The following is a 15071-nucleotide window of genomic DNA, read 5'->3' as shown; positions in this document are numbered from 1 at the left end:
GTTATTTCCTCCTAGCTAGCGCAAGACTCACATTCTAGCAATTCTACAGATGTTGAGCGTACATAATACGTCGTTTTCACACCGCTCGCCCATGCATTCATATGCAATGCCAGTAAATCTTTCGCCTTAATCGTATTTTGAACGTATAAATTAAGTGAAATGCCCTGGTCGATATGACGTGCTCGTGCAGCATTTTGCTTGATAGTCCAATTTTGATCGATGAAATAAGCAGATTTATAATACCAAGTTGTTACTGGTGATAAATCTGGTACTGTTACTGGAATTTTGTAATCCTTCTTCTCCTCTGAATAACTCTTTTGGAAGATAGGATCAATCGTAGCCGTACTGCCCGCTAAAATTGATGTTGATGAGTTCGGTGCAACTGCCATAACATAACCGTTACGCATTCCTTTATCTGCAACCGCAGCGCGTAGCTCATTCCATTCCTGACTGTCATAGCCTCGTTTGTCAAAATACGCACCAGTATGCCAATCCGAGCCTTCAAATAATGGGTAAGCCCCTTTTTCACATGCCAGATTGTTAGAAGCACGAATCGTTAAATACGCAATTTCCTCATATAGCTTGTCCGCAAATTCTACAGCGTCCTCAGACTCCCATTGAATTTCTTTCAACGCTAATAAATGGTGCCAGCCAAATGTGCCAAGTCCAATTCCACGATAGCGTAAGTTCGTACGCTCTGCTTGTTTGACCGGAATTGTATTGAGTGCAATCACGTTATCTAACATACGTACTTGAATCGGGATCAATCGTTCTAAAACACCAGCTGGTACAGCTCTGCCTAAATTGATTGATGATAAGTTACATACAACGAAATCACCAGGTTTGCGACGTGTTACGATGACATCATCTTCAAGGGTAATAGACTCGAATTCTGTAGCTGACATATTTTGAAAAATTTCTGTGCACAGGTTCGAGCTGTAAACCATCCCTTCATGCTTATTCGGATTCATGCGATTTACTTCATCTCGATAGAACATAAACGGCACACCTGTTTCAAGCTGTGAGCGCATAATACGCTTCATAATATCAATGGCTGGTACAACTTCACGACTTAACAATGGATTCGCGATACATTCTGCGTATTTTGTACGGAAAGAACCATCACCCTTTTTCTCATCATAGAAATCCTCTAGTGAATAGCCCATCACTTCTCGTACTTCATGTGGGTCAAATAAATGCCATTCCCCGCGCGCTTCAACCGTTTCCATAAATAAATCCGGTAAGCACAGCCCTGTGAAAATATCATGGGCACGCAAACGCTCATCCCCATTGTTTAAACGTAAATCTAAAAACGTAAAGACGTCTTTATGCCAAACATCTAAATAAACTGCAATAGCTCCTTGTCGTTGACCTAGCTGATCCACTGAAACCGCCGTATTGTTAAGCTGTTTAATCCATGGTAAAACGCCACTAGATGCACCTTTAAAGCCTTTAATAGATGAGCCTCGGCTACGAATTTTGCCCATATAAACACCTATACCACCGCCGTACTTAGATAGAGTTGCGACATCAGTATTCGTGTCATAAATACTTTGTAAACTATCATCTACTGTATCGATAAAGCAACTTGATAGCTGTCCATGTGTTTTACCTGCATTCGATAATGTCGGTGTGGCAACAGTCATATATAGATTACTCATCGCCCAATAAGACTCTCGTACTTTTTCTAAACGATTTTCTGTTTCATCCTGCATAAGTGTCATCGCAATGACCATCCATCGTTCTTGTGGTAGTTCCACTGGAGTTTTCGTATAATCACGGACTACATAGCGGTCCATTAATGTTTTTAAACCAATATACGTAAACAATTCATCTCGACTTGATTCTAAATAAGCAGCAAGTTCCTGAAGCTCCTGCTCACTATATTTTGTTGTTAAACTTTCATGATACAAACCAGCTTCTGTATAGTGTGCTAAATGTTGCGGAAAAACCTTATAAACATCCTTTACTGAAACGCCGCGGCGCATTGCAAATTGGTCATATAATTTTTCTAAATAAATTTGAGCAGCGACAAATGTCCAGTATGGCTCCTCCTCATCAATTAGGCTAAGCGTTTGTAAAATCATCGCATCTGCCCATGCTTCAAACGTGGCATTGTCGTTTTTTCGTAGCCATCGATCCGATAATCTTACAAAACTTTCGAGTTCATCCTCCGTGTAACTTTTCTTGAGCTTAGCTAATTGCTGTTCGATTTGAATTGTCATGTATACATTCTCTCCCTTTCTTTCTCCAGCAACACAAAAAGCGATCACGCAACATCTATCGGTTACGTGATCGCTGTAAAATCGGAAATGGAAATGAAGGACATGCACACAAAGAAGTGAACAAATCTCTCGCCTCCACTTCTCAATCCCCGAAGAATGTGTTGCTGTCTTGAACGACTCGGCAGGTCTCCTGGCTCGTGCTTCTTCCAAATGATGGCCTTCCCATTGTTCACAGTGGCCTATTCATCATTTGTCAGCACTTACAGTTGCGGGGACAGCTTCGGCTTAAGAGCTGACTCTTTTTCCGAATTCCCATTTAAACCATATTGGTACCGCTCGTCCAAAATACTATATATTGTGTTTTAATTCCTAAACAAATCTAACATATTGTGTTTGTTGTTGCAATAGGTGTTTTGCCCCTTGCGACTTATAAAGTGCTACTTTTTCTCGAAGCAAGCCCAATTACAATGCAGTTTTACGTAGTTTTTCAAAATTTCTAGAAAAATATTTTTGTGCCAGCTGCTCTTTTTCTGGATCAATTCCTAGCAAAACTACTGCACATGGACCAGCCGATTTCTCAACATTTAATGAACTTTTGACCTGTTGCTTACCAAAAAGTCGAGTAAATTCTGCTTGTAGACCTTTTGATCCAACTGGCCATATTTGCTGCACGATTTCTTCTTTCCACGCTTGAAAAATAGGTTGGAGCTGTGCGACATCTTCAGGCTGTGCGAGGACTTCATCGCCTACAAGCGGCAGGCCATAAGTGTACCAAATAAGCTGTTCATGTTTCAATGTTGCGCGTTTCCGCAGCTCACCAAGCATCGATATAGACAAACCCGATTGAAGAGTCGGCATATTGGACTCTGTACTACCATCTATTGGCGGACAACTAAAACCTGCCTCATTAAATACCTGCTGAATACCTGCAATATAACGAGACCATGCTGCATCCCCTGAAAAGTTAGCTAGTAGGATATGTTTGGGTAAAGCATTTGCAGCGAGCTGCTCTAAAAAAGTAACACGTGCCGTTAAGTATGCAGTTAGTTGATCTGGCGCAGACACAACATCTTGTGGCTTTTCACCAATTGCTGCTGCATTATCAGTGGTAGCAATTAATTCACCAATTTTTATAGCATTTCTCAATGGACTCGACCTTCCTTACGCACAAACACTTTCGAGAGAATTGGCATCGCGACCGCAACGATCACTAGATTTACGAGTGTTGCCAATGGAAGACTAGTAAGTGACGTCCAGTAAAACGCAGGACTAATGATAAAGTAAAATGGTAATGGTGCCACCACGCCATTTAAAACAAGTGCTACAGGCCATTTCCAGAAATGCATTCCTTTTTTATGCATAACCCCAAAGATCCATACAACAATAAACATTTCCATTGCGATGATAATATGTAATGGTCCTAAAGGAAAGCCCATCGTTAAGGCTGAAATAAAATGCCCAATGACTCCCGCAATCCCAGCTAATACTGGAGATAAAAACACAACGCTCAAAAATGCGGGTGCTGCGTCAAGGGCAGCAGTTGAAATAAATGTAGGAATTTTAATGACTGCACCTACTGCACAAATTGCCGCTACCATCGCAGTAAGTGTCAATTTCATCAATCTTTGTCGATCCATCCCATTTCCTCTTTCTTTTATATTTTTTTATTATAGCGCGGGGTTGATTTCCGTTCCGGTTGTGCGCTTTGTTGCTGTCGCTTCGCTTTCGCACAGATAAAACATTTGTTGCTGTCGCTTCGCTTTCGCACAGATAAAACATTTGTTGCTGTCGCTTTGCTTTCGCTACAGAAAACATTTGCCGCTGACGCTTCGCTTTCGCGCAGAGCAGAGCTTCCTGGGGGCGTCCGATGAGCCGCTTTTGTTGCTGCCGCTGCGTTAGCACTACGCTTTCGCACAGAAAACATCCGCTACGCTGCAGGGTCTCTGGCCAACAGATGTCTTTTGCGCGAAAGCGTAGTGCTCACGAAGCGTCAGCAGCACCGATGTTGGTCACGAAGGCGTTATCACAGGATGTGATGCTTTTAGCCTTCGTTCCCCTATCGCTAATCCCCAAGGAGTCGCCCAACCTCCACTCCAATCAACTTATTTACAAAGCATACGTCCTAGAAAACTTATCCCCAAAATGAAAAGCCTAAAATAAATTTTTTTAAACTATATCATTTGATTTGTTCCCCAATACCGTACCAAATACGGACGACTTGTTCGGCTTCAGCAAATAACGCCTGGTACAAACGCCCGCATGTATCACGAAGTAAGCGCGCCTGTTTTTCCATCGGCACAACTCCTCTTCCCATATCGGTCACTATTATGTACAGGGCACAATTTTCTTCAAGTATCTTTAGTTTTGTCAAAATCATTTTGACAAGGGGTTCATCATCCTCAAGATTTTGTGTCACAAGCCATTTCTCTAAATTTTTAATCACTAGTACATCACAAGATGGAGCGCCATCAGGTAGGGTTCCTTCTACTAATTTGATTTTTTGGCCTGCAAGCAAATTCATGACATAGTCGGTTTTTCCACTATAGGCTCCTCCGATAAAGACATGCATCTCGCTCCCTCCTCCCAAGCCTTTCTTGTAAACGTTAAAGAAAACATTTTATCATGTGGCGTTTGATACGACCAAAAAGGTTGCTCAGTTGGTGCAAATGCTACGAGAAGTGCTCGAATAACTCCACCATGCACAACGAGATGATAAACATCTTCACCTTTTGGTAATTCAGTGAACCCTTCAATGACACGTGCACAAAAAGCATCAAAGCCTTCCCCTTTTGGAGGCGGTGAATGTACGGGATCATCTAACCATGCACAATAACGGCTATCTAATTTCAAGTCCTCATATGTACGCCCTTCAAACACACCGAAGTTCGACTCTCGAAATCTCCTATTAGACTCGTATGTTGCATTCGGGAAATAACGGGCAGCTGTTTCCCGACAGCGCAGTAAATCACTGCCATACACCTTCGTGACATCTTTATCTACAATCGTTAGTAAAGATGGATTCGCTAGTGAAGAATCTGTCCAACCAATATAACGCTTTTCTAAATTTTCCTTAGTTGGTGCATGTCTCATTAAGTGCACAATAACAACGTCACCCACAATACAACCTCCATTCCTTCAATTGATGCCCCTAGTAAATCTCCAGAAACGCCACCAAAGTTGCGCACAGTAAATTGCCGAAAGACTAAAAAAGCAATCGCTACTACAGCCATCAACACAAAAGGTACAATTGAGAAACCAATTACAACTAATAAAGTGATATTCGCAACAACTACTGTTAGAAGCATAAAGCAGATCAGTAATCCCGGCTTAATATGTGTTTTAAAAAAGTAGGCAAGTCCCTTTTCTTTTGAGCACTTGAGCGACATAAAATAAAAGCTCATGCCTACTCGTGTACATAACGGAATAAACACAAGCATCCACAGTGCTAACTTGTGCTGTACGAATAACTCATGCAGTACGACAAATTTACCAAGCACTAAAAATAGCACGGAAAGCACACCGAATGCACCAACACGGGGATCATCTAAAATCTCAAGCCGCTTTTCCCGATCCCGATAGGAAAAATAAGCATCCCCCATATCAATAAAACCGTCCAAATGTAAACCACCCGTAAATAAGGCAAATAATCCGATAATCACAAAGGAAAGCAAGACCTCACTGCTAGCCGTCCATTCCGTTAAACCATAAACCACCGCTGCCACTGTGGTACCCATAAGGGCCCCTATCCACGGCAAAAAGGCGAACATCCCTGTAATTGTTGCTTTCGTTAATGGAATTTCTTTATGAACCGGCAAAACTGTAAAAAATTGAAATGCAAGTTGCATACTATGCCAGAAATTTTTCATCGTCTTGCCTACCTTCTTTTTATTTTTAAAGCGTCTGTCGTTATTTCCATTTCTTTACCACACCATAATTTATTTCATATGCCTCATCCGCTATAGACACGAACCATTGATGCAATTTCCCAAGCATTTGTCGATATAACTCTACTTCTTCGCTAGCATATGGCGGCTCGTCGAATAATTCGTTGGAGACGATAAAAAACGTCACCCTTTTCTCAAGTAACGTCTTTACCGCCTTTTTTAAACCTTTAATTTTCTCCTGTAAACAGCCTGGTTGTTCTATACAGGGAGTACCCCTGTCAAAACCCTCATAAAAAGCATTGGTCAACCATGTCGTAACACAGTCCCATAACACGACATCTCCATCGCTCAGATTATACAACGTATTGGCGATGTCATAAGGTGCTTCTATCGTCAACCATTCAATATTTTGTGCACGTCTATCTGCCTGATGACGCACTATTCGCTTTTCCATCTCATGGTCCAGTGCTACGCCTGAAGCAATATAAATAAGGCGTTGTGCTTGCATAAACTCTGTTTGGTAGTGAGTAACAGCCGCTTTTTCAGCAAAGTGGGATTTACCACTGCGCACTCCCCCTGTAATGAATATCAGTGGCAATCGTTACGCCTCCTATTGTAAATGTTGAATGTTGCCGATATCTTGAACGAGCCATTGTTGCTCTTGTTTTTCAATAATCGTTACACTTGTCCCATTAATAAATGGCTCTGCCCACAACTTATCAATGCCTCGCCCCAAAACAGCATTAATGATACATTTAATCGTCACAGCATGGGACACGATTAAAACATTGTTGTCGGGATATTTTTCTGCAATTTTCTTTAGTGTAAACATCGCTCGTTCTGTTACCATCCCAAAGCTTTCCGTATGGGTTGCGACGAATTGTCCTGGATAATTGGTATACAATTCATAATCGGGATGAGAAGTCATAATGTCCTCGACTGTTTTTCCTTGCCAATCTCCTAAAAAAATCTCCCGTAAATCATCCTCATAATAGATTGGAAGCTGTTGATCAGCTAGAAGTATATGCAAAGTTTCCTTAGCACGTCCGCTTGAACTACTAAATGCGGCAGTAAAAGAGATACTTTTCAAATGATCTCGTAGCTTTTCAGCATGTAAACTACCAATCTCGGATAATGGCGAATCTAACCATCCCTGTAGCCGATGTTCTTTATTCCACATCGTTTCACCATGTCGTACTAAATAAAAAGTTGTCAACTTTCTCACCCCAAATTTTCGTTAAACCACGCCTGCAAACAATTATGTAAATACGTCATAGCCGTTATATCTTTAATTCCTATACGGAACCATTCGCCATTTAAGCCCTTAAAGTTTTTTGTATGGCGCAGAACAACGCCCTTTGATAAACAATAAGTAAAAAATGTATCTGCATGCTGATTTTTCGGCAATGCAAAACATACATAATTCGTTACACTATTAGTTACCCGACAACCATGCTCATGTAAATAGTTTTGTAGCGATTCACGTTGATTTTTAGCATAGGCAATGGCTTGCTCACAATATAGGTGTTCATCTAAACAGCCTGTACCTATAATAAGGGCAAAAGCATTCAAATTCCAATGCGGTAGGTTCAACTTTAGCTCAGTAACAACTACCGGGCTTGCTACTAAATAGCCAAGGCGCAAACCTGGGATGGCATACATTTTTGTCATCGAACGGACGACAATCATATGAGGATTTTCAGCTACATACTGGATCAATGAATAGTCTTCATCCACCCAGTCAATAAATGCTTCATCAATGACGAGCTCACAATTGACCTTTGCGCCATGAGAGATTAATTTGAGAAGTTCCTCTTTCTTCGGTAGCACCCCGGTCGGATTGTTCGGTGTGCAAATATATAACGCATCTGCGTTCACCATTTCACGCTCCAGGTCTTCCATTGGCAATGTATAGTGAACAATATCCTCTACAATAATAGGCACAATTTCAGCGCCTGCTGCTGTTAATGTTCGTTCATATTCTGAAAAAGTTGGATGTACAATAATAACACGCTTATTGGCGTAGCGTCTAACTAGAACACTAAAAAGCTCAGATGCTCCGTTACCTAGTAATATAGATTCTTTTTGAACTTGATGAAAAGCTGCCACCTTTGATAAAAACGGCTCACCGTCTGGATCTGGATAACGTTGAATGAGCGGATAAAATGTCCGCCAACGTGCCTCGACAAACGGGGGTGGCCCTGCCGAATTAACATTTTCGCTAAAATCATACACCTCTTCGGGCATAGCAAGCCCTAGCTGATAATAAACATTTTGCGGATTTGCTCCATGATTAGGTAATTGCAAAAATAAACACCTCCACTGCTAACATAACTAAAGTAAAGAGCAAGGTCGCAATGCGCATATGAATTACAGACGTTGCAATATGCTCCTTCGTTAATGGAACTAATTTCTCGCCCATCACTGCTCGATAAGAAACGACACCCTGATATGTATTTTTTCCACCCAGTTGTACACCTAATTGAACAGCTGTAGCGGCTTCTAAATAACCACTATTAGGACTTGGATGCTTTTTCGCATCCTGTGCCCAACGTTTTAAGCGCTTACCGAGAGATACATTCGTTTCATTTTTCGTCCCTAGCACCATCAATAGACCTGTTACTCGGCTAGGAATAAAATTCAATACATCATCTAACTTTGCCGCAAACATACCAAAATCTTTATATTTCTCATTTTTATAACCAATCATAGAGTCTAACGTATTGACGGCTTTATAGCCCCATAACCCTATCGCGCCAAATAAAAAGGCATAAAATAACGGAGCGGTTACCCCATCACTCGTATTTTCTGATACCGTTTCCACAACACCTCGAACAATCTCATCCTCGTCAAGTTTCTCCGTATCACGTCCAACAATCCAAGACAATTTCACGCGAGCTTCAGCAAAATCGCCTTTTACGAGTGGTTCATAGACAGCCATCGCCGCTTCCTTCAAGCTACGCTGTGCTAATCCAATCCCAATAAGTAAGCCCTCAACCAAAATGCCACATAGCAGGTTTACCTGATAGCTTAGTAGCATAATAGCCGTGACAACAAACATCGTTGTACCAACTACAGCGAGCGTCATCACCATGCCACGAAATTTTCTCATGCTTCCCTTATTCCATAATTCTGTTTGAGATTGAATGAGCTTTCCAATCCAGCGCACTGGATGAGGCATTTTAGGAGGGTCCCCCACTATTACATCAAAAACAAGCCCAATGATACAAGCAATCGCTAGTGCCATCATAAAGGATTCTCCTCTTTATCTTTCTTATATTTTTGAATGGCCTCACGCATTGTTTCATAAACACCATGGCCAATGACTTTACCTAGCATTGTAATAGGCCCTGCATACTGATGGTAAGCACCTTCCTCTGTCGAGGCAATCAACAAGCTATCCGTTGAAGTACCTGTCGCTTGTGTACCCGTTGTTGGATCTGTTATGTCCTCATCAAACAGTGCCTTGACCTTGGCCTCTGTCGTAGAAATCATGGCCTGAAATAATGCTTCATCCGACAATTTCCCGTTTATTAATACCCACGTATTAATAGTCCCAGCATGATACTGTTCCTGACGATGAAAGGCACGCGTAATATCGACCGCATTGCCAAGACCAGCCGTAATCATAATGACAAGATGAATTCCTTCATATGTAAACTCACGAATTGTTGCATACCTAGCATAGACGGCCGTCATCATCGCAACTGTATTATCAATCGGAAAGCCCTCAGACTGTAGAAACCGTTGTAATTCTTTCTGTGGTTTACGTTCATCATACGTATAAGGCACGGAACGATTCATCAAATGTGTATAAAAGCCAAAGCCCGGATTATGTACCGCTGACGATACGACCTTCATTGGTGAGTCTGTTTGAATGGCAACATAATGGTCAGAAATATGAATATCTTCCTTGCGTAATATTGGCATTATCTCGCCTCCTTTTCAATATGTTGGGCAAGCGATAACAAAAATAAAAAAACAAATTCTTACAAAGAAGAATTTGTACTGTTTATTTTTAATTTAATAATTTATTGCAAATATAAACCTTTGAATGATCGTACAGCATCACAACTTCAACATTTTCAAATTATTTATTTTTTTGAAATTGTATCACAAATTCACGAGTTATCACAATTCAATTTCGATATATTCGTTTATTGCCTTTGCTTTAAGGTTTTAAAACGAATAATGGAACCCGCAATGATAAATACCCAGCCAATACCGATATAGACAATTTTCATTGTTTTTGTCGAGGACGGTAAAATATCCACAATAGTTAAACAAACAAATAGTATGCCAATCATTGAAAGAAGCATACCAATTGATAATTTTTTCAAAATAACAACCTCCAATCAATGTACGCCCTCGATTTTACCGTATTCCAGCCAAAAAGAAAACACCAATCCAGTTTAAGGATTAGCGTTTACACCACATTAACGAGCAGTAATTTTTACCTATCCCGAAAACAAAGCCCTTAAAGCTCGATGGAAGAACACTATTAATCAGTGAGGATAAAGAATCCCCACTGATTTATGTTTCACATTATTTCCCTACACTCTTGCATGCGCAAAAAATTCTCCATAAAGTGCTTGTAAAATTTGGTTTTCATATTCTTGTAGCACACCAAATACTAAACTAACCTCAGATGAACCTTGATTTATCATCTCTATATTTGCACCTGTTTTTGAAATCGCAGTAGCAGCACGTGCCGCTAAACCTGTGTTATTACGCATACCTTCGCCTACTATAACAATCATCGAAAACCCATGACGCATTTGCACATCATCTGCATTTAACTCACTTTTCACACGAGAAAGAATTCGTTCTTCATTTTCTAGTGTTATTTGATTTGAACGCATAATGACAGAAATATCGTCTAATCCAGACGGTGTGTGTTCATATGAAATATTTTCATCTTCTAAAATTTGTAGAAGCTTGCGTCCAAAGCCTACTTCCCTATTCATCAAATATTTTGACACATATAAAGTTGAAAAGCCACTGTCTGCCGAGATCCCTGTAACCGGACGTCCTGTTGTAGAACGTCTTGGAACGATACGAGTTCCCGGGGCTGATGGATTATTTGTATTTTTTATGTTAACTGGCACCCCAATCTTATAGACAGGCATTAACGCTTCATCGTGGAAAACTGAAAAGCCTGCATAGGATAATTCGCGCATTTCGCGATACGTAATTTCTTTAATTTCCACTGGATCATTTACAACTTTAGGATTCGCGGAGAACACACAATCCACGTCCGTAAAGTTTTCATAAAGCTCCGCTTCAACAGCAGCTGCTAAAATAGAGCCTGTAATATCAGAGCCTCCGCGGTCAAATGTACGTAGTATGCCCGCTTTAGTGTAACCGAAGAAACCAGGGAATACAATAATTTCCTTGGTATATTTTAGATGCGCTAAATTAGCATAAGCCTCTGGTAAAGCATACGTACGTTCAGGTAAATCATTGACGACCAAACCTTCTTTTGGACTTACGTAACGTGCCGGCATACCGATTGAATTAAAATAAGTAGCGATTAGCTTCGCATTATTGTCTTCTCCTGCCGCTTTGATGCTATCGATAAATAATTCCTCATTCGATTTATCACCTTGGACACGTTCACGTAAATCTTCAGCGATCACATCACAAATTGTATGATCTAACCCCAAATCATCCGCAATCGCCATAAAACGATTGACAACGATTTGTAATTCTTTTTCTATTTCTTCATTTTTTAATGCTGCCGTTGCTAAGTTAATTAATAAGTCCGTTACCTTTATATCGTCACCAGAGCGCTTCCCTGGTGCAGAAACGGCTACGATTTTACGTGCCGGATTAGATTTTACAATGTTTGCTACTTTTTGAATTTGTTCTGCACTTGCTACAGATGTTCCACCAAATTTACATACGATCATAACCATCAAATCCTAACTTTTTAAATTGAATGTATTCCTCCAAAAAACAATTGAATGTACACAGTGTACAAATTATCGTTCCTCACGTCAATACAATTTAAAAAATTCACGCAATTAATCGATAGAAAATGGACAATTTTCACACTGTTTGATTTATTATACGGATTTCGTATGAAATAGTTAAGGTTTTTACAAATTTTTTTCGTAGAATTCCTATAATCGTACAAATATTTGTCTGAACTAGCTGAAATCATCAAATTTACAGAAATTTTCAATCCTAGATCTGTCGTGGTAAAACAAACCACGTCTTTAGCAATCTAAATGTGGCGATTCATATGAACTATTTTGTTTGTATAACGTAGTTTCTCTAAAAGAACCCTTTTGTGCATACTTAAATTATTTAGTGTTTTTCAGCATACTTAATAAAATTGTAGTGCCTTTCTTCTATATTAATTGAAGAAAACGCTTTCTCCATTATGATATGCAGAACTAATTGTGATGTTTGTGCTATTTATGGATGATGTCAAGCTATTCTTTTTTTTGAATTTTTTATCTGTTTTAGGCGGGTATTGCTTTGATTTGCGTAGGTTTCTTTTTTCTGTGGAGGGGCTGTATTCGTAGGGACCAGAGCGATTCTTGAAGTGATCCGATTGGTGTTCTCTTTACCTGTGCAGTTTTTAGGGGGAGCCGATCACTTTTCTCTTGGACCTGAGCAGTTTCTTGAGGAACCCGATCACTTTTCTCTTGGACCTGAGCAGTTTTTTGCAGGACCTGATCACTTTCCTCTTGGACCTGATCAGTTTACTTTGTTAAAGTATACGAATGGCAAAACGGTTAACTTTATAGCGAAAAGGCCCTAACATAACGATATGCTAGGGCCTTTTATATTTAGATCAATCCAATTACATTTAAAAATACGATAATAATGGCAAGTGGTGCTATATAGCGAAGTAAGAATAACCATATTACAAATAATTTATAGCCCTTATTTTTACTTACGCCCAGTTCATTCATTAAGACATCTTTCTTCATTTTAAACGGTACGAAAATCGCAACTAATAATACACCGAGCGGCATAAGAATATTACTGACTGTATAGTCTGCTAAATCAAATACCGTTTTCCCAAACAATGTCACATCACTTAAGACGCCATATGATAAAGCCGATGGAATCCCAACAACAAAGATTAGTAATCCGACAATCAATGCCATTTTTTCGCGCTTCCCATTCCCTTTTGCCGTTATAGAGGCCACACTAATTTCCAACATGGAAATGGCTGATGTAATCGTTGCAAAGAAAAATAGTAACAAGAAAATAATGAAGAACACTTTTCCGAATGCCATTTTACTGAAAATAGCTGGCAAGACAATAAATAATAGACCAGGTCCTTGCGATGGTTCCATTCCAAATGCGAATACTACTGGGAAAATAGCAAGCCCTGCAAGCAATGTAATGACAAGCGTTAAACCGACAATAGAAAATGCAGAACGTGGTAAACTTTCTTCTTTCGGTAAGTATGAGCTATAGGTTACCATTACGCCCACACCGACAGATAATGAGAAGAACGATTGCCCCATCGCATATAAAATAATTTCAGATGTAACATTTGAGAAATCTGGCTGTAAGAAGAAACGAACCCCTTCCACTGCCCCATCTAATGTAAGAGCACGAATAATCAATACAAAGAATAAGACAAATAGGGCTGGCATGAAATATTTATTCACTTTTTCAACACCATTTTGTACACCTTTACTTACGATAAAAATAGTCATCAGAATAAATAATAATTGTGATCCAACCGCTAAAAATGGATTAGAAATGATGTCACCAAAGGTTGCTTCGTACGAGCCATTTCCTTCCCACAGTCTACCTGTAATGGCATTCCATAAATATAATAAAATCCATCCTCCAACAACACTGTAGAATGACAGCAATATGAAACAAGTCACAATCCCTAATTTACCAACCCACGGCCACCTCGACTTTGGAGCAATAGTTCTATATGCTTCAACAGCCTCTTTTTGTGCGCTTCTTCCGATGACAAATTCCGCCAATAATAACGGTAAACCAATTAATAAGGTAAAACCGATGAAAATTAAGAAGAATGCACCGCCACCTCCAATACCGGCCATATACGGGAACTTCCAAATCGCACCTAGACCTATTGCCGAGCCTGCTGCGGCTAAAATGAAACCTAATTTCGATGTCCATTGCTGTGATTCCATCTCTTTAACTCCTCTCTTCTACTATTTCTTTGTTTATGACAATTCGGTCTTTGTTCATTTTGGCCTATCATGACCCCTTTCACATACAACCACTGCCTTCAAACCTAGGGAAGATAAAAATACCGCGGTACCTTCCTGGTTGCGTAAATACCATCAAACTATTCACAAAAAATGCCCCTACGCAAATACGTAGGGACGATATAATATCGCGGTACCACCCTAGTTATGAAGCTACAACAAGAATAAAACCTTAATCCATTATGCCTCAGCATAATTGCGTCCGAAATCGGCTTTGTACCTACACAAAGAAATCCTCTCCGATTCCGTGACACCCGCCGAAGGCTTTAACTTCTTTTAGCGGGTGTTTGGATACCCACTAAAAGAAGTTAAAAATCGTCCCTACGCATATACGTAGGGACGACTAAATATCGCGGTACCACCCTAGTTATGAAAAAATAACAAGAGTATTAGCCTTAATAAAAAACGCCCCTACGCAAATACGTAGGGACGATTAAATATCGCGGTACCACCCTAGTTATGAAAATACAACAAGAATTAAACCTTAATAAAAAAACGCCCCTACGTAAACACGTAGGGACGATATATATCGCGGTACCACCCTAGTTGTGAAAAATCTTCACCACTTTATTTGATAACGGTAATCACTACCGTCTTCCACTTCCTCACAACATGTGATTTATGAAAGATGCTCCAGGTCGAAATTCATGATCATCTATATACTGATTCGCACCAACCATCAGCTCTCTGAAATAGGGAGATTTTCACTACTTAATCCTATCATTGCCCAAATATTCATTTTCCGA

General features: G+C 40.0%; 16 protein-coding genes, 1 riboswitch and 1 other annotated feature. Of the genes, 1 reads left to right on the top strand and 15 read right to left on the bottom strand.

Annotated features, from left to right (window positions below):
- Positions 1-11 precede the first annotated feature (11 nt).
- The 14 genes from MOK21_RS02260 to MOK21_RS02195 form a co-directional block, all read right to left on the bottom strand.
- The gene (locus tag MOK21_RS02260) at positions 12-2225 is read right to left on the bottom strand and encodes a ribonucleoside-diphosphate reductase subunit alpha (protein ID WP_249072354.1); all 2214 of its coding nucleotides are present in this window, start codon (positions 2223-2225) and stop codon (positions 12-14) included.
- 162 nt (positions 2226-2387) lie between these two features.
- Positions 2388-2577: riboswitch (cobalamin riboswitch) on the bottom strand.
- Between the two features lie 110 nt (positions 2578-2687).
- Complete coding sequence (locus MOK21_RS02255) at positions 2688-3371, bottom strand: hypothetical protein (protein ID WP_249072353.1); 684 nt, start codon at positions 3369-3371, stop codon at positions 2688-2690.
- Complete coding sequence (locus MOK21_RS02250) at positions 3368-3862, bottom strand: ECF transporter S component (protein WP_249072352.1); 495 nt, start codon at positions 3860-3862, stop codon at positions 3368-3370. The genes MOK21_RS02255 and MOK21_RS02250 overlap by 4 nt, the downstream gene beginning before the upstream one ends.
- Before the next feature lie 17 nt (positions 3863-3879).
- Complete coding sequence (locus tag MOK21_RS02245; protein WP_249072351.1) at positions 3880-4140, bottom strand: hypothetical protein; 261 nt, start codon at positions 4138-4140, stop codon at positions 3880-3882.
- Between the two features lie 261 nt (positions 4141-4401).
- Positions 4402-4794 (bottom strand): bifunctional adenosylcobinamide kinase/adenosylcobinamide-phosphate guanylyltransferase, encoded by a 393-nt coding sequence (locus MOK21_RS02240; RefSeq protein ID WP_249072350.1) that lies wholly within the window; start codon positions 4792-4794, stop codon positions 4402-4404.
- On the bottom strand, positions 4743-5342 hold the full coding sequence (locus MOK21_RS02235; RefSeq protein ID WP_249072349.1) for a histidine phosphatase family protein: 600 nt from the start codon (positions 5340-5342) through the stop codon (positions 4743-4745). The genes MOK21_RS02240 and MOK21_RS02235 overlap by 52 nt, the downstream gene beginning before the upstream one ends.
- Positions 5315-6091: an adenosylcobinamide-GDP ribazoletransferase gene (gene cobS, locus MOK21_RS02230; RefSeq protein WP_249072348.1), complete on the bottom strand. Its 777-nt coding sequence runs from the start codon at positions 6089-6091 to the stop codon at positions 5315-5317. Before cobS ends, MOK21_RS02235 begins: the two co-directional genes overlap by 28 nt.
- 40 nt (positions 6092-6131) lie before the next feature.
- A complete protein-coding gene (locus MOK21_RS02225; protein ID WP_249072347.1) occupies positions 6132-6707 on the bottom strand; it encodes a bifunctional adenosylcobinamide kinase/adenosylcobinamide-phosphate guanylyltransferase in 576 nt (191 codons plus the stop codon).
- Positions 6708-6719: 12 nt separating this feature from the next.
- Positions 6720-7334, bottom strand: a complete 615-nt coding sequence (locus MOK21_RS02220; protein ID WP_249072346.1) for a histidine phosphatase family protein — start codon at positions 7332-7334, stop codon at positions 6720-6722.
- A complete protein-coding gene (locus MOK21_RS02215; RefSeq protein WP_249072345.1) occupies positions 7331-8416 on the bottom strand; it encodes a pyridoxal phosphate-dependent aminotransferase in 1086 nt (361 codons plus the stop codon). The genes MOK21_RS02220 and MOK21_RS02215 overlap by 4 nt, the downstream gene beginning before the upstream one ends.
- On the bottom strand, positions 8403-9359 hold the full coding sequence (cbiB, locus tag MOK21_RS02210) for an adenosylcobinamide-phosphate synthase CbiB (protein ID WP_249072344.1): 957 nt from the start codon (positions 9357-9359) through the stop codon (positions 8403-8405). Before cbiB ends, MOK21_RS02215 begins: the two co-directional genes overlap by 14 nt.
- Positions 9356-10039, bottom strand: a complete 684-nt coding sequence (locus MOK21_RS02205; protein WP_249072343.1) for an adenosylcobinamide amidohydrolase — start codon at positions 10037-10039, stop codon at positions 9356-9358. The genes cbiB and MOK21_RS02205 overlap by 4 nt, the downstream gene beginning before the upstream one ends.
- Positions 10040-10266: 227 nt before the next feature.
- Complete coding sequence (locus MOK21_RS02200; protein ID WP_249072342.1) at positions 10267-10449, bottom strand: hypothetical protein; 183 nt, start codon at positions 10447-10449, stop codon at positions 10267-10269.
- Positions 10450-10662: 213 nt separating this feature from the next.
- On the bottom strand, positions 10663-12021 hold the full coding sequence (locus MOK21_RS02195) for an aspartate kinase (RefSeq protein ID WP_249072341.1): 1359 nt from the start codon (positions 12019-12021) through the stop codon (positions 10663-10665).
- 641 nt (positions 12022-12662) lie between these two features.
- Between MOK21_RS02195 and MOK21_RS02190 the strand changes: the two genes are divergently transcribed.
- Positions 12663-12881 (top strand): hypothetical protein, encoded by a 219-nt coding sequence (locus tag MOK21_RS02190; RefSeq protein WP_249072340.1) that lies wholly within the window; start codon positions 12663-12665, stop codon positions 12879-12881.
- A 28-nt stretch (positions 12882-12909) separates the two neighbouring features.
- Here MOK21_RS02190 and MOK21_RS02185 read toward each other — a convergent pair whose 3' ends face one another.
- Complete coding sequence (locus MOK21_RS02185; RefSeq protein WP_249072339.1) at positions 12910-14247, bottom strand: sodium-dependent transporter; 1338 nt, start codon at positions 14245-14247, stop codon at positions 12910-12912.
- 590 nt (positions 14248-14837) lie between these two features.
- Positions 14838-15058: a binding site (T-box leader), on the bottom strand.
- Positions 15059-15071 lie beyond the last annotated feature (13 nt).

This window comes from Lysinibacillus sp. BPa_S21 (assembly GCF_023337795.1).
Lineage (GTDB): Bacteria > Bacillota > Bacilli > Bacillales_A > Planococcaceae > Lysinibacillus.
Note: the sequence above shows the minus strand (reverse complement) of the source record. Positions and strands in the feature narration are given on the sequence as shown.